General features: G+C 46.3%; 17 protein-coding genes. 2 read left to right on the forward strand and 15 right to left on the reverse strand.

What is annotated here, in order from left to right:
- Positions 1-18 precede the first annotated feature (18 nt).
- The 6 genes from ACIFO6_RS00335 to ACIFO6_RS00360 form a co-directional block, all read right to left on the reverse strand.
- The gene (locus ACIFO6_RS00335; protein WP_430036737.1) at positions 19-888 is read right to left on the reverse strand and encodes a CheR family methyltransferase; all 870 of its coding nucleotides are present in this window, start codon (positions 886-888) and stop codon (positions 19-21) included.
- A 79-nt stretch (positions 889-967) separates the two neighbouring features.
- Positions 968-4,666 (reverse strand): response regulator, encoded by a 3,699-nt coding sequence (locus ACIFO6_RS00340; protein WP_430036739.1) that lies wholly within the window; start codon positions 4,664-4,666, stop codon positions 968-970.
- Positions 4,650-5,831, reverse strand: a complete 1,182-nt coding sequence (locus tag ACIFO6_RS00345) for a PP2C family protein-serine/threonine phosphatase (protein WP_430036742.1) — start codon at positions 5,829-5,831, stop codon at positions 4,650-4,652. The genes ACIFO6_RS00340 and ACIFO6_RS00345 overlap by 17 nt, the downstream gene beginning before the upstream one ends.
- Positions 5,832-6,065: 234 nt before the next feature.
- Positions 6,066-6,407, reverse strand: coding sequence for a general stress protein (locus ACIFO6_RS00350; RefSeq protein ID WP_430036744.1), 342 nt, complete (start codon positions 6,405-6,407; stop codon positions 6,066-6,068).
- Between the two features lie 100 nt (positions 6,408-6,507).
- A complete protein-coding gene (locus ACIFO6_RS00355) occupies positions 6,508-7,026 on the reverse strand; it encodes a hypothetical protein (protein WP_430036746.1) in 519 nt (172 codons plus the stop codon).
- Positions 7,027-7,077: 51 nt separating this feature from the next.
- The gene (locus ACIFO6_RS00360; protein WP_430036748.1) at positions 7,078-7,599 is read right to left on the reverse strand and encodes a DUF948 domain-containing protein; all 522 of its coding nucleotides are present in this window, start codon (positions 7,597-7,599) and stop codon (positions 7,078-7,080) included.
- Between the two features lie 259 nt (positions 7,600-7,858).
- Between ACIFO6_RS00360 and ACIFO6_RS00365 the strand changes: the two genes are divergently transcribed.
- Complete coding sequence (locus tag ACIFO6_RS00365) at positions 7,859-8,026, forward strand: DUF1328 domain-containing protein (protein WP_430036751.1); 168 nt, start codon at positions 7,859-7,861, stop codon at positions 8,024-8,026.
- Between the two features lie 141 nt (positions 8,027-8,167).
- Here ACIFO6_RS00365 and ACIFO6_RS00370 read toward each other — a convergent pair whose 3' ends face one another.
- Both ACIFO6_RS00370 and ACIFO6_RS00375 read right to left on the reverse strand, forming a co-directional pair.
- Positions 8,168-9,337 (reverse strand): SH3 domain-containing protein, encoded by a 1,170-nt coding sequence (locus tag ACIFO6_RS00370; RefSeq protein WP_430036753.1) that lies wholly within the window; start codon positions 9,335-9,337, stop codon positions 8,168-8,170.
- Positions 9,338-9,528: 191 nt separating this feature from the next.
- Positions 9,529-10,398 (reverse strand): cation diffusion facilitator family transporter, encoded by an 870-nt coding sequence (locus ACIFO6_RS00375; protein ID WP_430036755.1) that lies wholly within the window; start codon positions 10,396-10,398, stop codon positions 9,529-9,531.
- Between the two features lie 471 nt (positions 10,399-10,869).
- Here ACIFO6_RS00375 and ACIFO6_RS00380 point away from each other — a divergent pair, with 471 nt between their 5' ends.
- The gene (locus tag ACIFO6_RS00380) at positions 10,870-11,055 is read left to right on the forward strand and encodes a hypothetical protein (protein ID WP_013311941.1); all 186 of its coding nucleotides are present in this window, start codon (positions 10,870-10,872) and stop codon (positions 11,053-11,055) included.
- A 179-nt stretch (positions 11,056-11,234) separates the two neighbouring features.
- Here the strand turns inward: ACIFO6_RS00380 and ACIFO6_RS00385 are convergent, their stop codons facing one another.
- From ACIFO6_RS00385 to ACIFO6_RS00415, 7 genes are all read right to left on the reverse strand, one after another.
- Positions 11,235-12,863: an ABC-F family ATP-binding cassette domain-containing protein gene (locus ACIFO6_RS00385; RefSeq protein ID WP_430036757.1), complete on the reverse strand. Its 1,629-nt coding sequence runs from the start codon at positions 12,861-12,863 to the stop codon at positions 11,235-11,237.
- 257 nt (positions 12,864-13,120) lie between these two features.
- On the reverse strand, positions 13,121-13,936 hold the full coding sequence (locus ACIFO6_RS00390; RefSeq protein WP_430036759.1) for an ABC transporter ATP-binding protein: 816 nt from the start codon (positions 13,934-13,936) through the stop codon (positions 13,121-13,123).
- On the reverse strand, positions 13,926-14,909 hold the full coding sequence (locus ACIFO6_RS00395) for a FecCD family ABC transporter permease (RefSeq protein WP_430036762.1): 984 nt from the start codon (positions 14,907-14,909) through the stop codon (positions 13,926-13,928). Before ACIFO6_RS00395 ends, ACIFO6_RS00390 begins: the two co-directional genes overlap by 11 nt.
- 14 nt (positions 14,910-14,923) lie before the next feature.
- Complete coding sequence (gene isdE, locus ACIFO6_RS00400) at positions 14,924-15,859, reverse strand: heme ABC transporter substrate-binding protein IsdE (protein ID WP_430036764.1); 936 nt, start codon at positions 15,857-15,859, stop codon at positions 14,924-14,926.
- Between the two features lie 158 nt (positions 15,860-16,017).
- Positions 16,018-19,980 (reverse strand): NEAT domain-containing protein, encoded by a 3,963-nt coding sequence (locus ACIFO6_RS00405; protein ID WP_430036766.1) that lies wholly within the window; start codon positions 19,978-19,980, stop codon positions 16,018-16,020.
- A 117-nt stretch (positions 19,981-20,097) separates the two neighbouring features.
- Positions 20,098-20,598 carry an NEAT domain-containing protein gene (locus ACIFO6_RS00410; protein ID WP_430036769.1) on the reverse strand — a complete coding sequence of 167 codons (501 nt, stop codon included), beginning with the start codon at positions 20,596-20,598 and terminating at the stop codon, positions 20,098-20,100.
- 32 nt (positions 20,599-20,630) lie between these two features.
- Positions 20,631-21,098 carry an NEAT domain-containing protein gene (locus tag ACIFO6_RS00415; RefSeq protein WP_430036772.1) on the reverse strand — a complete coding sequence of 156 codons (468 nt, stop codon included), beginning with the start codon at positions 21,096-21,098 and terminating at the stop codon, positions 20,631-20,633.
- Positions 21,099-21,139 lie beyond the last annotated feature (41 nt).

Consider the following 21,139-nt stretch of genomic DNA (forward strand, 5'->3'; position numbering starts at 1 on the left):
GGATCCTCCTAAGCATCTCTATTTAATCTTCCGATATATTTTTTCTATCCGGTCCAGCGGCTCGTAGGAATCACTATAATCGGTAAAATGAATGGATTCCTTGGCCCCCAGCACCAACACGCCAAAATGGCTCAAGCTATCATAAAACAACCCGTGTACATGGTTGCGAAGTTCATCGTTAAAATAAATCATGACATTCCGGCAAAAAATAACGTTGAACTCGTTAAAGGACCGGTCTGTCGCCAAGTTGTGCTCCGCAAAAATAATGTTTTTACGTAAAAAAGGCTGAAACATGACTGAATCATACTTGGCTGTATAGTATTCGGAGAACGATTGTGTGCCTCCTGAATCCAAATAATTTTTGGTATACAGCTTCATTCGATCAATTCCGTATACGCCTTCCTTCGCCTGCTGTAAAGACAGGTTATTCATATCCGTCGCATAAATACGGGCTTTATCATATAAGCCTTCCTCATGCAGCATGATCGCCATCGAGTATACTTCCTCACCTGTCGAGCAACCTGCATGCCATATTCGAATGTACGGATATGTCCGTAAAATCGGTATTATTTTCTGCCTGAAATTCAAAAACAGCTCTGGATCGCGGAACATCTCGGTTACTGGAATCGAAAGACTCTGTACCAGTCTATCGAAGGCACTGCGATCATGCAGCACCTTCTCCTGAAGCCCTGATATCGTGCTAACATTCTCGGACTGTGCATGATAATAAATACGCCGCTTGATCGAAGGCAGAGCATAATTACGAAAATCGTAGCCGTATAGCCGATGAATGCCTTCCAACAACAGCTCAATTTCAATCATTTCCCGCTCAGCTTCATTCGATTTCAGTTCAATAGCAGCATTATCCGCCGTATCCTTTGATGTCATAGTCTCTCTCCAATTCCTGAATAGGTTTTGCCAGTACCGCTCCAATCATGTGTTGATTTATATTACCCATTTTTTCGGGCTACGAATACAGCCATACCCGCATTAATGACAAAAGCTGTTCGGTTTGAATCGGCTTCTTCACATAATCGGAAGCGCCTGCCTCAATACACTTGGAACGATCATCCTTCATAGCCTTGGCTGTGAGGGCAATAATAGGCAGCTTCTCGAATTGCGGCATCAGCCGGATTCGCCGCATGGCTTCATATCCGTCCATTTCAGGCATCATCATATCCATCAGCACCAGATCAAAATCAGGTGTCTGTTCCAGCATTTCCAGCGCTTCTCTACCATTTTCCGCAAAGGTAACCTCCATGCGGTAGCTTTCCAGCACGCTGGACAGGGCGAATACGTTCCGGATATCATCATCCACCAACAATATCTTTTTACCCTCAAACAATTCTTCTTTGTTATATAGCTTCTGCAAAATTTTACGTTTGTCCTCAGGGAGATTCGCCTCGACACGATGCAGGAACAGGGTCGTTTCATCCAAAAGCCGTTCCGGCGATTTGACATCCTTAATAATAATGGACTCCGCAAATTTACGCAGTTGCGTTTCTTCTTTGCTGTCCAGATCTTTACCCGTATAAATAATAATCGGCAGATCGGCCAGCTGCTCATTGTCCCGAATGCGGCCCAGCAGTTCAAAGCCTGTCATATCGTTCAGCATGAGGTCCAGCACCATACAGTCATACCGCTGCATTCCCAGCTCGTTCAGCGCTTCCTGCCCGGTCGAAACCGCCGTAATGGCAACATCGTCATGGTCAATCAGTTCAATAATGGATTTACGCTGATTATCATCGTCCTCAACCACGAGAAGACGTTTCACCATTTTATCTGTATATGATTTAATATGTGAAAATGCCTTATCCAAACTTTCCTTTGAAGATGGCTTTTTGAGATAGGCAATTGCGCCCATCATCAAGCCTTGCTTCACATCGTCGATAACCGAAATAACATGTACCGGAATATGCCGCGTAGATGCATTTCCTTTCAGCTCACCCAAAATGGACCAACCATCCATAACAGGCAATTGAATATCCAGAATAATGGCTTCGGGCAAATAGGATCTGGCCATGTCCAGCCCCTCGTCTCCCTGGAGAGCAATAAGTGCCTTAAAGTCACGGCTACGAGCCATATCGTACAGGATTTTAGCGAATTTAACGTCATCCTCTATGATCAGTAAGACCTTATCCATTGAGGCAATATCGTTCCGGTCGTCGCCCGGGTGCACGATGTCCTCCGATTTTTCCTTCGAAGGCATCTGATACATAGGCAACTGCTCAGCGGGAACAAGCATAGGAGAATCCGATTCTGCGGATGCTGCGACGCCACCCATATCCAGTGCCGTGCCCGATTGCATCTCTGCTCCCTCTGCTGTTTGCGTTTGTTCTGGCAGATACAGCGTGAAGCAACTGCCCTGCCCCTGCTCAGATTCTACTGTAATAACACCGCCCAGCAATCTAGAAAGCTCGCGGCTGATTGACAAGCCAAGTCCAGTTCCGCCGTATTTACGGCTGGTTGTTCCATCTACCTGTTGGAATGCCTCGAAAATCAGATCCGTTTTATCCGAAGCAATGCCGATGCCCGTATCACGTACAGACAAGGCCAGATAGGATTTATGCGGATTTGGAAAACCGGGAAGCTGGTCACCGGTTGCCCTTGATACACTAAAACGAACAGATCCCTCTGTCGTAAACTTGAATGCGTTGGACAATAAATTCCGTAAAATTTGTTTGAGACGATACCCGTCACTTATTATGGCTTCCGGCAAGTTTTCTTCTATCTCGGTATGGAGCTGAAGCTCACGCTTGGCTGCGACCGGAGCAAAATTTTGTTCCACAAACATCTCCAGCTCTTTCAGGTTGACGGCCTCATGGTTAATATCCATTTTCCCGGCGTCCACTTTGGATAGATCCAGAATTTCATCAATCATTTTCAGCAAATCTGCGCCTGACCTATAAATGGTCTGTGCATATTCTACCTGCTTGGGCTTGAGATTGCCGTCCTTGTTCTCGGACAGGAGCTGAGAAAGAATGAGCAAGCTATTCAGCGGAGTACGCAGTTCATGCGACATGTTCGCCAAAAACTCGGATTTGTATTTGCTCGTGATGCCCAACTGCATTGCCTGCTGCTCCAACTGGGCACGCGCACGTTCGATCTCGTCGTTCTTTTCCTCCACTTCCCGAACCTGCTCTTCCAGCGCTCTCGTTTTGGCAATCAGCTCGGTGTTAAAATGCTCCAGTTCCTCCTGCTGACGCTGTAGCAGCTCTTCCGAATGTTTAAGCTCCTCCGTCTGCTCCTCCAAATTTTCGTTGGAACGCTTGAGCTCCTCTTGCTGGGTTTGAAGCTCTTCGGACTGGCACTGCAATTCCTCAGTCAACGCCTGCGATTCGCGCAGCAGCTGCTCTACCCGCATCCGTCCCTTGATGTTGTTCAAAATAATCCCCAAGCTCTCGACTAATTGAGCAAGCAGCTTCGTTTCCAGATCACTAAAGCGATCCAGCGACGCTATTTCCACAGCACCGATGCATTCATCCTCGAATAATACAGGGAAAATCATAATCCCCACCGGCTTACTTGCCCCTAATGCGGAGCCGATGGACAAATATCCGTCAGGAGTCTCCGTAATCAGGATCGGTTTGCGATCCAGAACACTTTGTCCAAGCAAGCCTTCGCCAACATGGATAACGTCCTTGATCGAATCTTCAGTAGCCTCCTTCGCGTAGGAGCCGTACAGCTTAAATTGATCATCTTCCACTTGCTTGCCTTGCAAATAAATCGCTCCGTAGCTGCCTCCCAAAATAGGCGTAAACTCACTGATAAACATCTGTGCGACCTGCTCCAGTGAATTCACGCCTCGGAACAGTTCTGTCACCCGTGCCGTGTTGGCATTGAGCCAGGCTTGATCCTTCTGCGTCTGAAGGACGGAGTGCTCGAACTTACGCTTTTCCTCCAGGTCTCCAGCCATTTGCTGAAATACACGGGCAACCTCCCCAATCTCGTCCTTGGAAGCTACGTTCATTCGGCTGATCGCCCTGTATTTTCCTTTGCCAAAGCCATTGATCATGAGGTTAACGATGTTTAGACCTTTCGCAATACTTGGAAGCACCCACAAGATAACCAATAACCCCATAAGCAGCCCGGCGACCATCAGAATTGTAGTAATCTGTACGGATTCCTGATAAGCCTGATTGGCTTGCTCCATATCATGATCTATTTCCCGATCCTGAAAAACAGAAAGTGTTGAAACACTGTCCAGCGCCTCCTGTTGAGCAGGTAACCCCGTACTATTACGGAAAGCGTTCGCTTCCTCAATACGGTCTTGCTCCAACAAGGAAATCAGTCTTTGTTCATAGCTCAAAAAGTCTTTCCAGGCAGCCGCTACCCGATCCACTTGCTGCTGCTCCTCACTGGTATTGGAACCAGCTTCCAATTCCTCCAGCACCTTAGTTCCTGAAGCAGTAGTACCATCAAGCTCTCGCTTGGCCTCACTGACAGAGGACCCCGGATTCAGGATCAGATTAGCCATAACCTTCGCCATATCGTTCACCTGTCCGCGAATGGCCGTTGTTTTTCGGACCTTCATATAGCGTTCCTGGTAAACCTGATTCAGCTGCTCATTCAGACTCCCCATTCGATCATAGCTGATTAGTGTCAGCACAAGGAGGATCGTCATAAGCGACCCGAAGCCGATCAGCAGTTTATTTCTGATTTTCATGCAAGCTCTCTCCCTCTTTCAATGAAATCCAGATCAGGCACTTATCATCATCGCGATCCTGCGGTGCTTCTTTACGAAAAAAAGCATCCAGCATCGCTTCTTCATTCCATTCCTCATGCTTGCGCAGACACGCAGTCAAATACTCCAATTGTTCCTCATATTCGCCCTCTACAGCCTCCAGCAAGCCATCGGTATACAAAGCGATATGCCCCGTTCCTTCATAATGGACCGTGTGCATTTCCGCATCAATTTTATTAAACAAGCCTACCGGACTGCACGCACGGTCAAATTTGGTGATGCTCCCGTCCTGACTAAACAGCAGCCCAGGCGGATGCCCCGCATTCACATAATCAATCCGCCGAGAACGGGTATCAATGACCATATAAATCGCCGTAAAATAATACTGCACGAGCTGCTTGCCCAAATCCAGTTGATTAAAGCGACGATTCAGCTCCTGAATCACCTTTTCCGGCTCTACGTAGGTGGTCACGGTATCCTTGAGTACAGATGCAATGAACATGCAGAACAGTGAAGAAGAGATGCCATGACCCATCATATCCAGCAAAATGATCGCATATCTACCTTCCCCGAGCGGATACCAGGAATACAAGTCTCCCGCCAGTTCAAAGGAAGGCTGATACAGTGCATTGACTTGCAGCACCGGATCTTGAATGGCAGGACTAAGCACAGCCTGCTGTACCATCGCGGCCAGCTTCAGCTCGTCCTGAATCCTCTGGTCCCGGTCTTTATGCCAGTCCTTTTCCTGTTTGAGACGCAAGGCAAGCCGTATTCTGGCCATTAACTCTACCTTATTAATAGGCTTGGTGACGTAATCGACGGCCCCTACATCCAGTGCCTCTGCCAGTTTCTTGGAATCGCCTACAGCAGTTACCATGATGATAGGTATATCTTTCAGATGCTCGTATTCCTGCACGATGCTGCATGCTTCGATACCATCCATTTCAGGCATCATCATATCCAGCAGAACCAAATCAATATCGGAAGGTTGAGGTCGCAGACTGATGGAACGGTCGCCAATCCCCAGATGCTCCAACATTTCTGCGGCTGAGCTGGCAGAGATGACGTCCCTATAATTTTCTTTCTTTAATATTTCACGAATAATAATGACATTGGTCGGATTATCGTCAACAATTAAGATTCTCATTTCTCTCTCCTTATCTGTAACCCATGTATTATACTATACCTGTTTAAGCGGCAACGCCTTATGGACATGAATTAGCTTTCCATAAGAAGGCATTCCAAAAACATAGATAAGGAATGAGGCCCTCGCCCCATTCCTTATCTATGTTTTTGGAGGAACCGCAAAGCACTTGTGCGGCGGTCAGCATCCTATTTTTTAGCTCTAATGCCAGTCTATTTTCCTGTTCAACCGGCGTTATCAAGCTTTTTTGGCAATGACCAGAACTTTGCCCTGATCCAGTTCTTTTTCGTAAAAATCAGCTTCCGTATCTGTAAATCCCAAGAAAGTAATTTTAGCGCGAAGCTCGTCGCCACGGGAACGGAACAGATTGGCTAATGAATCAAAAACGCCCTCTTCCTTCATTCCGATTTCCTTGGCATCCACCGTATCTGCAATACGATCCGTCCGGTCCTGATCATGAGCGAGCACGAACACATCCTCATAACGATAGCCCGTGTTGCGCAATTCATTCACCGCTTCAATGGCTTGTACACCGTTCTCTACCACTTTGGCATAAGATTTATGATGGATCTGATTCATGTTTCTCACGCTCCTTATTAGGATTGACTTCTCTGACTATTACACGCTGTACATTTGTTTGAAACTTCCATGTTATGTCATGCTCTTAAAATTAGAGACATTACCACTCGGCTTCGTCAAAAAACTCTACATATTTAGGCTTATCGGACGCCTCATCCATAAAAACTTTGATTGCACGCTGTCCACGAACGTATACCTCGCCGTCCTCTGCCGTAAATTGCGAGCCACCCAGCGCCTTATCCAGCGTTTGCGGTTTTAACGGCAGCCACTGGTCATTGACCTTGATCCGTCCAGCAGCGGGATCTACATGCACATAAGAAACCATATCACCTCGCATACCTACCACGACATCAGGATATTGATATTCCGTAGAAAGCAGCAGCGTATCCTCCTTCACTCGGAGGGGCGTGCCCCTTTTTTTCAATACATCCGCACGCGTATCGTCCAAAGATATACCGTTTAACGTATGAAAATCAGCCGGTACAGCATTTTTGGCGGGAATCGTCTGCACAGCCCTTACTACATGCCCCGCCGTATGCGGGGAAACGGCTTGCTGAACCGTATCCTGTCCGGAAAAGGGAGTGAGCAAACCAGCAGCTAGCCATAATATCTTCATCATAAATCTCACCCTTTCAATGAATTTCCTATAGTTTACGGTTCAGCCACTATGCTACTGACGCATTTTCTGCCACACCCCGGCAGCGATATCAACATAACCCAACCAGTTTTTGGCCGGCTTTGCTGCTGGCTCCTCGTAGGTCGCATTGTAGCTATGAACCGTCCGTTCCGTTGAAGTTAGCGGCCTGTTCGACGCAGCTGACTTCATCGCGGTTTCCGTATCGGTCTTTTTATCCACTGTATGATGCGGCTTCTGAAACCGGGTGATTAATGCCGCTGAAGCCTGCTTCGCAGCCAAAGTGACTTCGTTAAGCACCTCGCCCAGGTTTTTAACCGATTCCATCACAGGCTCCACCTGCTTCAATTTATGATCAACATCTGCGGTAATATCATTGGCATGTCGAACTGTTTGCTTTACTTCATAGCTCAGTTCATCTACCGTTTTTTGTACATCCTGGAGAGTCTGAGTTACCTTTTCCAGAGAGCCTTGTGCTGCTTTAAGTGTTCTAATGAGGAAAATAACGAGAACTGCAAATGCGATAGCGATAATAAAAATACTGACCTGTGTTAACATGGCCTAACCCCTCTTTCATTTTTCACGATGATGTTTATGATTACAGCATAGTTACCCCTTACGTTCAGACACGAAACAACGTTGCAGCTTGCTTTCCCCCACTCCTGACGCTATGTTTCACGGATTCAGACACGGTTTAAAGCAACATATAACGATGGCAGAGCCACAAAGGATTCAAATGATTCAGCCGTCATTCACAGCCACGCTCTATCGGGCGTGAGTATGCCACATTATATACAATTCAAGGAGGATGCAGAACATGCTGAAATGGTCCGCTTTATTTTTGGTTTTTGCCGTGATCGCCGGGATTTTAGGTTTTTTTGGTATCGTTGTATCCATAGCTGCTACAATCGCCAAAATATTATTTGTGTTATTTCTGGTGTTGTTCGTCATTTCACTATTTACCGGAAGAAAACGAGCGTCATAGGTGTAATAGAAGAAGTTTGAGATACGTGTAGTGAAGATATATTATTTTTGTAGCTTTAAAAATAGGATGTTCCCGCCCCGATCACAGGGTTGTGGAACATCCTATTTTTAATGCGGAATTTTTTTAAGGTTAATGATGCTTTTATTGGATTACGCTTCCCCCGAACAGGAAACGATCCTGCCAAGCCTTGCTGAAATCCGTAACCTTCACACCGCCACCCGCTACAGAAAACGTATGAAGAAGCTTGTTGTCTCCAAGATATACAGCTACGTGTGTAATCGTTTGGGAGGAGTTGTCCAAGGACGTATATGCCCCGGAAGACGCATTGTAATTGGTAAAGAAAAGCATATCTCCACGTTTCAGCGTGGTCATGTCTGTGTTTGGCTGACTATTTTGCTTGATCCACTCGCCCTGTGAACGAGAATCCGCCGGAAGCTGAATACCTGCAGCCTGACGGAAAATTTGACGGGTAAATGCCGAGCAATCAAAAGTAGCCGTACTGCTACGATCGGAACCATATTCATACGGAGTACCAAGATAAGTCATCCCTGTGTTAATAACCTGTTCAATGGCAGCCACTGCGTCACCAGAAGACAAGTTTATGGCTTCCGCAGGTGTTGCTACAGCAGGAATCACGGTGGTGTCAGGAGCAGACGTCACCGGAGCAGCCACTGGCTGCTGTACAACAACGCCCTCACCAATACGAATATACTGTGGGGACGAGCTGACATAACCCACCGTGCCATCAGCATTGGTAATCTTGAACCAATAGGCGTTGCTTGGATCGGTAATCGTCACGATATCTCCTGCATTCAAATAGCCCAAAATCTCGGATGAAGTGGATGCCTCCGCCCGCAAACGAACGGACGTTTGAATCGTAGCTTTCGTTTGACCGGCAGAACTATTCACTGAGGCTGGAGCCTCTTTGGCTGAACTGTTAGTTTTAAGCACTTCTTTGGCTTCCGGTTTACGGACGGCAGGCTCGGTGACAGCAGCAGCGACGCTGGTAGCGCCTACTTTTATGTACTTGTCGGAGCTGCTTGTGTACCCAGTTACCCCATCAGACGTCTTGATCTTATACCAATAGCTGTTTGTTTTCTCCAATACCGTTACGGCCTCTCCCTGCTTCATAAAGCTGACTACATCCCCCGTAGTCGAAGGCCCGGATCTAAGCTTTACAGCCGTCTGAATAACCGCCTTCTGTCCCGTAGATGCTGGCGATGCCGCTGCACCAACCTGACTCGGCGCCACATGAATGGCTGCCAACAGCGCGGCTGACGTCATGAGCATTCCCATCACGCGTCTTCTCAATGTTGCACCTCCTGGCTGTTTTTACGAATTTGAAGAGCAAGTCCAATTCCGACGAATATAGCCGGACATGCTTTCATTATAGTAAAAGCAACAGGAAGAGAGATATAATCCAAACGTCACAAAAGGTAGCGCATACACCTTTTACATATAGGTCTAAAGTCATTTTCAACACTAATTATTAAATAAATAATCTATAATTTGGGTTCCACATGGACATGAACATGCATCGTATTATGAACCTCTTGCAGCCGTTCCTCAATCCGGTCGCTGATCCGATGTCCTTCAATCAGGCTGAGTTGCGGGTTCACCTCTATGACGACATCCACCAAAGCATGATTGCCGTGTATCCGCGCCTTGACATCACGAATCCCCTCCACACCGGGTATATGAGCAATCGTACTGCGTAACTCTGACAGCTCCTGCTCATCAAAACCATCCGTCAGGCTGTGTGTAGAGTCCTTGAAAATATCCCACGCCGTTTTACAGATCATAAATCCTACTGCTATCGCCGCAACCGTATCCAGCCATGGCAATCCAAACTGTGCCCCGATAATACCAACCGCTGCACCGATACTGACGAGCGCATCTGATAGGTTATCCTTGGCAGCCGCCAGTAACGCCTTGTTGTTAATTTTCCGCGCCAGTCTGTTGTTGTACATATATACTCCCAGCATAATGACCGCACATATTACCGCTACTCCTGCGGAAGTAACATCAGGCGTCTGCTTGCCGCCTCTGAAAATACTTCCGATCCCGTCAATAAGCACCTGAAGACCGACAACAGCCATAATAAAGGATGCCAGCAATGCCGCTATTGTTTCTGCCCGAAAATGTCCATAGGCGTGGTCGGAGTCCGGCGGTTTTTGAGATATTCGCAGACCGATCAGTACGGCAACGGACACCACAATATCCGTGACATTGTTAAATCCATCGGCCAGCAACGCACTGGAAGCAAATATATATCCACTAATCAGCTTAAAGGCGGATAGAAAAAGGTAGGCGATAATGCTCACCCATGCCCCACGTTCACCTTTTCGTATTTCATCATACACATTCACCACAACGGGGGACACTCCTTCAAAAATAGAGTTCCCGACAGAACGTTCTCACCCTAATAATCACGGGAAAGCCATAAAGTCAGGATAAGCTTTTATACCATTCCTTGCTGCGTCCAACCCAAAAATAAAAATAGCAGCGTAGCTGCCCTGAAAATAACCATTTGCCGTTGAGTAACGGTTATTTTCAGGATAACAGACCATGTTTGTGTGGGTCTAGAGAAACAGTCTTTCCGCTCCGCATCGCTGTAGGAACCATGAAAAAATATTGCCAAGCCCCATTCCTGTGGGGTATATGAAACTTTTTTTCCTTTATACAAAAAATAGACATCCCCTCTTCCGGTCCGCCCCATCGTCTTGTTATCATTGTTGCCCTTGTCCCATCTTTTAAAAACGTATAAAATGGGGACACAGCCGCGTTTTCCTTCAATCCAGCATGATTGACATGAATTTGGCGGCAACAGGAGGAATTTATTCATGAGCGATGCTAATGAACCACGTAAAGTTAATCTCGCAGATGCCATTCGGGAAAAGCTGGCACAAAAAAAACAGCAGTCCGGCGCTTCACAGCAGGGCGGCTTTCAAGGCGGTTCCGCCAAAACACTGAAAAGCCAAAATACGAAGAAGCCGAACAACCAACGCCGTCGTACAGGCGGATCATAAGCCAACTCATTAGGCTATACCGTACCGGACTCAGGCAAAATTATCTTCGCCCTGTAGCCCTGACGGTGTGAGCCATTGGTAATGGCGCAAATGAAAAAGAGGAGTCTCCCCCCGCCATCATAAATGGCCTGAAGGAGCTCCTCTTTTTTATTTATCGATTTACTGAAGGTTGGCTGGTTTTAGACGATTTCTACCGGATACATACTTTCACGCAATTTCGTGATTTCATCGTTTTCCAAGTATTCATCATAGCTCATCGTACGGTCGATTACACCGTTCGGCGTAATTTCCACGATACGGTTCGCAATGGTTTGAATGAACTGATGGTCATGCGATGTGAATAATATTGTACCGTCAAAGTCGATCAGACCATTGTTCAGCGCTGTAATGGATTCCAGATCCAAGTGATTGGTCGGTTCATCCAGCAGCAGCACATTGGCACCATTCAGCATCATCTTGGCCAGCATACAGCGAACCTTCTCGCCCCCGGACAGCACGCTTGCTTTCTTGAGCGCTTCTTCACCTGAGAAGAGCATACGTCCCAGGAACCCACGCAGGAACGTTTCGTCCTGATCCTTGGAATATTGGCGCAGCCATTCCACGAGATTCATATCCACACCTTCAAAATAGGTGGAATTGTCTTTCGGGAAATAAGCCTGAGTAGTGGTAATCCCCCAAGAGAATTCACCGCTGTCCGCTTCATTTTCGTGCATCAATACCTGGAAGAGCGTTGATTTAGGCAAGCTGTTCGGGCCGACAAACGCGATTTTATCACCTTTGTTCACAACCAGACTGAACTCATTCAGCACTTGCTCGCCTTCCATGGATTTGCTGAGACGGTCTACCGTCAACAGCTGTTTGCCCGCTTCGCGTTCAGGCTTGAAGTTCAGGAACGGATATTTACGGTTCGACGGACGAATATCGTCCAGCGTAATTTTATCCAGTTGTTTTTTACGTGAAGTAGCCTGTTTGGACTTGGAAGCATTCGCGGAAAAGCGTTGAATAAAGGCTTGCAGTTCCTTGATTTTCTCTTCCTTTTTCTTGTTGGCATCACGAGATAAGGCAAGCGCAAGCTGACTGGACTCATACCAGAAGTCGTAGTTGCCGACGTACATCTGGATTTTGCCAAAATCAATATCCGCAATATGCGTACATACCTTGTTCAGGAAGTGACGATCATGGGATACGACGATGACGGTGCCTTCATAGTCCATCAAGAAATTTTCCAGCCATTGAATGGATTCGAGGTCCAAATGGTTGGTAGGCTCATCGAGCAGCAAGTTGTTTGGACGACCAAACAACGCTTGAGCCAGGAGAACACGTACCTTGTCATTACCGCTCAGCTCAGACATGTTCTTGTCATGCAGATCACGCGTAATCCCAAGACCGATCAGCAAGGAAGCCGCATCCGGCTCGGCATCCCATCCGTTCAGCTCCGCAAATTCACCTTCAAGCTCGCCGGCACGCAGGCCGTCTGCCTCTGTGAATTCAGATTTAGCGTACAGTGTATCTTTTTCCTTCATGATTTCATACAGACGCGTATGGCCCATAATAACGGTTTCCAGAACCGGAAATTCATCGTATTCGTAATGGTTCTGCTTGAGCACTGCCATCCGTTCGCCCGGTGTCATGTGAACCTCGCCTGAATTGGCTTCGATTTCACCAGAAAGAATTTTCAAAAAGGTAGATTTGCCCGCGCCATTTGCCCCAATCAGGCCGTAGCAGTTCCCAGGAGTAAATTTGATGTTTACGTCTTCAAAAAGTGGGCGTTTACCATAACGAAGCGTTACGCCGCTTGTACTGATCATATGAGCATACCATCCTTATCATTAGTAAAGTGCTAATCACAAAATTACCGACGGCAATAGTATAACACACAACGGATCGGATTCGAACCGTGTGTCAACCGAACAACCCTGAAACCTCCGTCGATATTCTAAAAATAAAATAAAAAATGCTTCCATTCCTACGATTGTCTCCTGACAAAAACGCGGGCCAGAACCATTTTTTCTTGTTTGCAATTTCGATGCCGCTGGAGACAGACGAGCTATTCAGCAGACAATATCTACACTCCCTGTGCTTGTAAATGTATGGAAGAATCTGCGGAAGCCCCAACCCCTATCGGAATCAGATACATTCCCGCCTCAGCGTCATGTCTTACGACTACTTCCACGCCGTAGACTGCCTGAATCATATCGGATGTGACGACCTTAGCGGGCGGACCGTTCGTTATAATGCGTCCTTCCTTCATGGCAATCATAACGTCGCTATAACGAATAGCCTGATTGATATCATGCAGCACCATTACGATCGTCAGGCCGTGTTCCTGATTTAACTGCCGGATGAGTTCCAAAATTTCAAGCTGGTAGTACATATCCAGATAGGTGGTCGGCTCATCCAAAAATAAAATCGGTGTCCGTTGTGCCAAGGCCATTGCAATCCATACACGCTGCCTTTCTCCCCCGGATAGCTGATCTAGCGTGCGTGTTCTGCGTTCCTCCAGATTCGTACAGGCTAGCGCCCATTCGACCGCCTGCTCGTCCTCGTCACGTCTTGCTGTGAACATGTTCTTATGCGGAAGTCTTCCGAAGCTGACCAGCTTTTCTACGGTCAAGTCAGAGGGTGCCTCATTCTGCTGATGAACCACCGCCAGTTGACGGGCCAGTTCCTTGGGCTTGTATCGGGCAATCTCTTTACCGTCCAGAATCACCTGACCCAAGCGGGGAGTCGCATTGTTCGACATGACGCTAAGCAACGTCGATTTGCCACAGCCGTTGGGACCAATGATGGTTGTAATCCGTCCCGGCTCAATGACAGCATTGATGGCGTGAAGACGATCCGTTTTCCGGTCATATGAAAAGGTAATATCCTTAATGTCCATAAGTGCGATCCGCCTTTCTGATCAGGAATATCAGGAACGGCCCGCCAATGACGGCCATAATAATGGAAGCCGGAATTTCATTGGGAGCAAGTACCGTCCGGCCTAGTGTATCCGCGAGCAGCAGCAGCAATCCCCCGCATAAGGCAGAGAACGGAATCAGCCATTTGTGATCCGAACCCACCAAGTAGCGGGCACAATGCGGAACGAGCAGGCCGATAAAGGCAATAACTCCAGCAATGGCTGTAGCCGTTGCCGCAAGCAGCACAGCAATGACAGAAATCAAAAGACGCGCACGCGTCACATTGAATCCGAGGTTTTTAGCTGTTTTATCTTGCAGAGACAAAAAATTGCACCATGAAAACACGAGCATGGCTAAAATCAGCCCCATCCCGCCATAGGTCACAATAACCTCGACATCGACCCATTTTTTCATGGACAAGGTTGAGGTCGTAACCTGATTAATGCTGGTGACCGCGTAACTGCCCCGATAGTTAAACGACTGCCCGAGACCCGAAAAAATCGCATTCACAGCGACCCCGATCAAGATCAGACGAATCGGATGCAAGCCGGATTTCCATGAAAATCCGTAAACCATGAGACAGGCCAGCGCACCACCGATAAAAGAAAAGAAGGGCATCCAGAAATAGAGTGCCGGAAAGATCGTAACCGCAATCAGCGAAACCAAAGCCGCCCCCGAGGAAATACCGATAACCCCGGCATCAGCCAGCGGGTTTTTCATCACGGCTTGCAGTAAAACACCCGCCACCGCAAGCGTGGCTCCCGCCATCACGGCTACGATAATTCTCGGTAGTCTCAAATCCTTGACCACATTCACCTGATCATCCGTCCCTGTCCACAATCCGGTCACCAATTGACTCAAATTCACCTTGAGACTGCCTGTCATCGCTGAATAGAGAATGACGCCGATGAGCAAGGCGATTACAACGATAAAGCTCCAACCTTTTTTCGACATGTCATCAACTTCCTTTAATTCGAAGGATACAACATTTTCACCAGCTCATCCAGTGCCGAGTTTACCGCCAAATTTCCTGTTGTTCCAAACAGCGGCTCTGGCAGATCATAGACGTGTCCGTTTTTCACAGCGTTAAAATGTTTCCAAATATCGTTAGTTTTGAACTCTTCGTCGAACATTTTGACCACTTCATCCGGCATCCCGTGTGCAGCACGCAAAATAATATCCGGATTGGACTGTTGCAAGGCTTCTGTATTGTGGGCAATAAATTCAACCTTCTCACCTTGGACTACATTCGTCCCGCCTGCGATTTTAACCAGATCCCCTATATAGGAATGCTCGGTAGCCACCAGATAGCTTCCCGGCACCCCCAGCAAGATCAAGACTTTAGGGGATTTCCTCTCTTTGATCTTTTGTTGAATCTCGGTTACCTTGGCGTCCAAAGCTCCATTAATCTCCCTGGCCCTTTCGGCTTTGCCGAACGAATCTCCCAGCTTTTGAATTTCTTTTTGCATATTCGCTAGACTTTCAAAATTCAAAAATTCGGCATTGATCTTCATGTCCTTAAATTTAGGCTCCAGATCATATTTTAGTGTCGTAACCGACAGTACGTCTGTCGGCTTCAACGACATCACCTTTTCCATATCAGGACTCATCGGATTGCCCACATCAGGGACATCCTTGTAACGGTCAGGCAGTACTTTCGTGCTTGTCGGCTTGCCTGCCAAATCCAGGCCCAGCGCATCCGTAATTTCCGTAATGGCTACCGTTGTAGCGACAATACGTGATTGTGCTTTATCGCCAGACGTTGCCACCGATTTTGCACCTTCATTATCGTTCTGTCCGGCCGCCGCCCCTCCCGAGCATCCAGCGAGCAACAAAAGCACCAGACCGATCAACATATAAAAGCAGAACGTTTTCCTTTTTACCACAGCTGCATATCGTTTCATGAAAGCCAAATCACCTCAATTCAAAATATAGAAGCAGCCTGAGCCTCAACTTTTCGGGTAATGAAATGCTGACAAGTCTTGATGCCAGGGCACCAAGACTTGCTTGCATACAAGCTATTCTGTTATTGGAGCAGGCTTGATGCTACTGCGACCTGATGCTACTTTGCTTTCAGACCCGCTTCATCAAACTGGAATTGAACGGTATACCAGTGATCATATGGCACGCCACCAAGAACTAAACCGGGCACAATGACGTGTGTGTAGGCACTGATTTTCCGAGACAAGTCCCCTGCTTCAAATTGAATGACACGCGTATCGCCAGATGTCGAGATGACCTCTACATCTTTCAGGCTACCATTCTGCTCTACTTGTAGAATAGGCATCCAAGAGCTATTTTTCAAAGTGACTTGAATATAACGCTTGTCTCCCTTTTCAATCAATGTAGCAGGCTTGTCGAGGTATCCATCCATGACGGAAGCTTCGCTCGTTTTATCTTTAAATACGTTGTAATTGATCGAGTATTGCTTCTCGGAAGTGACTGTTTGAGCTGGTTGCTCCACTACAGGTTTCGTTTCAGCCACAGGTGTTGGCGTTTCTGCTGTCTGCTCAGTAGCTGGTGCGGTTGTAGCTGCATTGACTCCCTCACCTTTAAGCGATGCACGGTCAAATTGAATTTGTCCGCCGAACTTCTCGTTCACAATAAATTTCTCAGGCAAGTATACCTGTGTGTACACGCTCAGCTTTTGGTCCAGATCAGGCACTTCAAAAGCGATGGTATGCGTGTCACCTTTCGTGTTGGAACCAACAACGGTTGGATTGGCATAGCGGCCTTCAAAGTCCGTTTGGAACAACTTCAAAGCCTGATTGTCCGTAACGGTGAGATGTGCTTGCACTTTGCCATTCTTCACAACCAGCTTTGCGAGACTCTGTACAAAAGGCGCCACAAGAGAATCCTTGTCTGTTCCATTCGCCAGCACACGGAAGCTCGCTGTGTACTCTCCATCGGCTAAATTGCTCTTCCCTTTTTCAACTTCGCCTGTCTTTTTATCGTTGTAATACGTTACATCGCTAGTATTGAATTTGAATTCAAAATCATATACCTTCTCCACACGATCCTCAGCCTTGAAGACCATCGGAGCAGCACTCGCTACCTTGGGAGCTTCGTAAACAACCAGTTGGCCTTTTACGTTGTTCTTAAAGTCGCTCACGCTAAAACGAACGTTCTTTGTATTACTTGCTGCATCCTCCTGGGTCACTTCTGCGTCTTTGTAGCCTCCGCTTGCGTTATCCCAAATACGCAATGCCTTCACTTCATTACTGTTTTGCAGCTTCAGATCTACAAAACGTTTGTCGCCTTCCACGACCAATTGCGCTGGTTCATTGGCAATAAAGCGTTGAGCCGGAGAATTCTCTCCTGTTGTTCCATCCGCTAATACAATACTGAATTTCAAAACATATTTACCATTGGCGAGCTTGTCAAAATCCAATTTAACGATTGGATCTGCCGCTCCTGTAGAGGACGGTTCGACAAAGCTGCGAATGGTAGCAGGCTCGAATTGATACTGCACATCGTATACGTGGTCATAAGGGATGCCACCCAAATCCAGACCCGGTACAATGACATGTGTATTCACTGAAACTTTATCCGATAGATCTGCGACTTCAAATTGGACGGTTCTTGTATCTGCGGAGGTCGATTGATCAATAACCTGAGCCTCTGCACCGTTTACCTTGAACGTTTTAATCCAGCTGCTCTTGTCCATTTTGATCTGGATCAAATTTTTGCCGGATTCCTTCAACAGAGTGGCTGGTTTTTGCATATAGCCATCCATCACAGATATTTCATTGCTTCCATTTTTGAGTACGGAGAAATCAATGCTATATTTGCCGTTCTCAGTCCCAGGAGTTGTACCCCCATCCGTTCCTTTAACCGCAAGGCTGCTACGGTCGAATTGAAGACGAATCTTATGGTCCATCTCATAAACCGTTCCGTTATAGCTCGTATTTACGTGGACCTGTGCATTCAGAATGGCGTCCAAATCCGCCACTTTGAACTTTACAACACGAGTGTCTGCTTTCTTGTCCACACTTACGACATCTGCATCCGTTAACGTTCCATTTTGTTCCGTTTTAAACTCGGTCACTGTGGCACTGTCTTTGATCGTAAAGGAAGCTTCATACTTACCCTTCGATACCGTCAACGTTGCTGGAGACACCAAGTATCGTGCCATCGCGGATGCTTGATCCTTGGTAGCATGCAGGGCATCAAAGCTGATGGAGTATGTGCCGTCCGCCAAAGTCGATGGTGTGCCTGGATTTGTTGGTGTCGAATCTTTAAGCGTTATACTATTTCTATCAAATTTTAGACGGATCGTATGGTCCATTTCATAAGAGGTTCCGTTGTAGCTGGTACTAACATGAACCTGTGCATTTAAAATGGCATCCACATCAGCCAATGGGAACCTCACCATGCGAGTATCGGATGCTTTATCCTCACTCACAATGTCCACGTCCGTTAATGTTCCGTTTTGTTCGGTTTTGAACTTCGTAATCGTTGCGCTATCCTTGATCTGGATGGACACCTCATACTTGCCTTTCGTCACTGTCAGTGTTGCTGGCGACACCAAGTACCGTGCCATCGAAGAGGCTTGATCCTTGGTTGCGTGCAGCGCATCAAAGTTAATGGAATACGTACCATCTACCAAGGTCGAAGGTGTACCTGGATCAGGTGTAACATTGCCGTTAAATTGGATTTGAACATTGTACCAATGATCGTATGGTACTCCGCCCAATTCCAAGCCAGGTACGATAACGTGAGTGTAAGCATTTACTTTGTTAGACAGACTTCTTATTTCAAACTCTACTATGCGTTGGTCACCCTCAGTGGATACCGTAGCCGCTTCTTCATATTTTCCATTCTGCTCTGTTTGGAAGGATGGTATCCAACTGCTGTTTTTAATCGTCAGTTGAACGTACCATTTGTTTCCTTTTTGGACTACTTTAGCTGGCTTTAGAGTATAGCCGTCCATAACAGACATATCTTGCGACTTATCCTTTAAAACAGAGAAGTCAATACTTCCCGATTGCAGAGAAGAACCCGGATCAGGGGTAACACTGCCGTTAAACTGAATTTGAACATTGTACCAATGATCGTATGGTACTCCGCCCAATTCCAGCCCAGGCACAATAATGTGAGCATAAGCATTTACTTTGTTAGACAGATTGCCTACTTCAAACTCGATTGTACGTTGGTCACCCTCAGTGGATACCGTAGTCGTTTCTTCATATTTTCCATTCTGTTCTGTTTGGAAGGATGGTATCCAACTGCTGTTTTTAATCGTCAGTTGAACATACCATTTGTTCGCTTTTTGAACCAGTTTAGCTGGTTTTACAGCATAGCCGTCCATAACGGAAACATCTTGCGATTTATCTGTCAAAATCGTGAAGTCGAGGCTTCCTGGTTGTAAAGGAACTTCGGGTTCTGGCGATGTTACAGGCGGAGTCGTCTCCTCTGCAACCTTTATTGTAGATGGATCAAATTCAATCGAGTTTTCTCTTTTTATATTTTTGAAATTAAAATCCACATCAATTTTCTGAGTTAAATCATACACGTCAAATGTTACAGATCTTTGATTATACTTATCTCCTGTTTGGATCAAATCTGAAACATGAGCAGAGATACCTTCTCCATTTTGTTTCAATTCAAAATCTGTTAATAATGGTTCTGTTGGATTATCAATATTCAAAGAAACATGATACGTAGCTTGTCCGACTGACGCATTATACTCTACTTTAAAAGTAGCTGGTTTCACAAAATAGAGAGCTTGTGGTGAATTGTTGCCTGTTTTTCTGTTCTTCACTGCATATTCAATCGAATATTTATTGGAGTCCTGAACGACGCTGGGGCTCTGTACCTCTGCAACTGAAACCACACCTACCGATGGTGCCGTTTCGTTCTCTGTCAGGGTTGTTTCCGCCATACTTGGTTCTGTCGAATATACATCCTCACTCACAGAAGTAGCAGACGCACCAGATTCAGTTGATGTGACAGTATCTTCGGCAGATACAACTGGTGCAGACGGGAAAACAACCGAAAGCAGCATGGCAAAGGTCGCTAACATTATTAAGTATTTTCTAAATTGCCTCTTCAAGTGTATTAATCCCCCTACTTAAAATATACTCATTTGAAGCTCTCCCGGGCTTCAAATGAGTATTCAAATCAATACAATGTCTCTGTACTAATTCATCGTATCTTCATCAAAACCAAATTGAACGATGTAATCGTGATCGTATGGCACACCGCCAGTATATTCTTTCGGCACGCTTACGTGAAGTTTAGCGTTCAATAGCGCGGACACATCGCTCACCGGAAACTCAACCACTCTAGTATCACCGGATGTGCTGACTACAGCTGCATTCACATATTGACCATTTTGTTGTGTTTTGAATTCAGTGACCCAAGCGCTTTTGGTAATCATCACTCTAACCTTGTACTGACCATTAGCAGCAATCAAGGTAGCTGGCTTCGCCACATAACCGCCTGTATCCATGTAGGAAGGTGAAGTTGTACCATCTTTGTACACTGTGTAATCAATGGTGTACGTACCATTAGGCAAAGCCGCATTCGCTTTATTTGCAGAAAACGGAGCTAGTACCACAAAAACAAGCGCAGCCATCAATACAGTAAGCATCACTTTTTTTAAAGACAATTTTTCCATACGGTTCATGATCATGTTCATGTTCTCAGTCTCCTTTTACGTTTTATTTTGGATTAGATTTCGTCGAATTGCAGTTGTACATCATACTGGCCTGTGTAACCAATAACTGGAATAGTGATTTCGGCATAAGCGTTGACTTTAGCATTCGGGTCAGCAACTTCGAATTCTACTACACGAGTGTTGCTGGCAGTATCTGTACTTACCACAGTCGCGTCTTGCAGTACGCCATTTTGTTCCACTTTGAACGTTGTGATCAGATTGCTGCTTTTCACAGTCAAATGAACAATAGTTTTACCATTAGCCACAGTTACCTGAGCTGGTTTCGTCAAATAGCTATCCAGACGCGAGGTTTCATTCGTTTGGTCTTTCAGAACAGTATAGTCTACTGCATACGTGCCGTCCGCTGCTGCCGCTTTAGCTGAGAATGGAGTGAAAACTGCAAAAACAAACGCTGTCATGATCAAGGCTACGAGTACCTTTTTGAAAGAAAACGATTCAAAGCGATTCATTACCATATTCATATCTACATACACTCCTCTATTTTTTATGCTTGAATTTATGT

Origin of the sequence: Paenibacillus sp. NRS-1781, assembly GCF_050467745.1 — a bacterium.
In the GTDB taxonomy this organism is placed as follows: domain Bacteria; phylum Bacillota; class Bacilli; order Paenibacillales; family Paenibacillaceae; genus Paenibacillus; species Paenibacillus terrae_A.

Excerpts from the sequence above, each read along its gene's own strand:
- ACIFO6_RS00355 (WP_430036746.1), bottom strand. The coding sequence starts at position 7,026 with ATGATGAAGATATTATGGCTAGCTGCTGGTTTGCTCACTCCCTTTTCC.
- ACIFO6_RS00395 (WP_430036762.1), bottom strand. The coding sequence starts at position 14,909 with ATGTCGAAAAAAGGTTGGAGCTTTATCGTTGTAATCGCCTTGCTCATC.
- ACIFO6_RS00350 (WP_430036744.1), bottom strand. The coding sequence starts at position 6,407 with ATGAATCAGATCCATCATAAATCTTATGCCAAAGTGGTAGAGAACGGT.
- ACIFO6_RS00405 (WP_430036766.1), bottom strand. The coding sequence starts at position 19,980 with ATGTTAGCGACCTTTGCCATGCTGCTTTCGGTTGTTTTCCCGTCTGCA.
- ACIFO6_RS00335 (WP_430036737.1), bottom strand. The coding sequence starts at position 888 with ATGACATCAAAGGATACGGCGGATAATGCTGCTATTGAACTGAAATCG.
- ACIFO6_RS00345 (WP_430036742.1), bottom strand. The coding sequence starts at position 5,831 with ATGAGAATCTTAATTGTTGACGATAATCCGACCAATGTCATTATTATT.
- ACIFO6_RS00385 (WP_430036757.1), bottom strand. The coding sequence starts at position 12,863 with ATGATCAGTACAAGCGGCGTAACGCTTCGTTATGGTAAACGCCCACTT.
- isdE (WP_430036764.1), bottom strand. The coding sequence starts at position 15,859 with ATGAAACGATATGCAGCTGTGGTAAAAAGGAAAACGTTCTGCTTTTAT.
- ACIFO6_RS00390 (WP_430036759.1), bottom strand. The coding sequence starts at position 13,936 with ATGGACATTAAGGATATTACCTTTTCATATGACCGGAAAACGGATCGT.
- ACIFO6_RS00410 (WP_430036769.1), bottom strand. The coding sequence starts at position 20,598 with ATGAACATGATCATGAACCGTATGGAAAAATTGTCTTTAAAAAAAGTG.
- ACIFO6_RS00360 (WP_430036748.1), bottom strand. The coding sequence starts at position 7,599 with ATGTTAACACAGGTCAGTATTTTTATTATCGCTATCGCATTTGCAGTT.
- ACIFO6_RS00415 (WP_430036772.1), bottom strand. The coding sequence starts at position 21,098 with ATGAATATGGTAATGAATCGCTTTGAATCGTTTTCTTTCAAAAAGGTA.
- ACIFO6_RS00380 (WP_013311941.1), top strand. The coding sequence starts at position 10,870 with ATGAGCGATGCTAATGAACCACGTAAAGTTAATCTCGCAGATGCCATT.
- ACIFO6_RS00365 (WP_430036751.1), top strand. The coding sequence starts at position 7,859 with ATGCTGAAATGGTCCGCTTTATTTTTGGTTTTTGCCGTGATCGCCGGG.
- ACIFO6_RS00340 (WP_430036739.1), bottom strand. The coding sequence starts at position 4,666 with ATGAAAATCAGAAATAAACTGCTGATCGGCTTCGGGTCGCTTATGACG.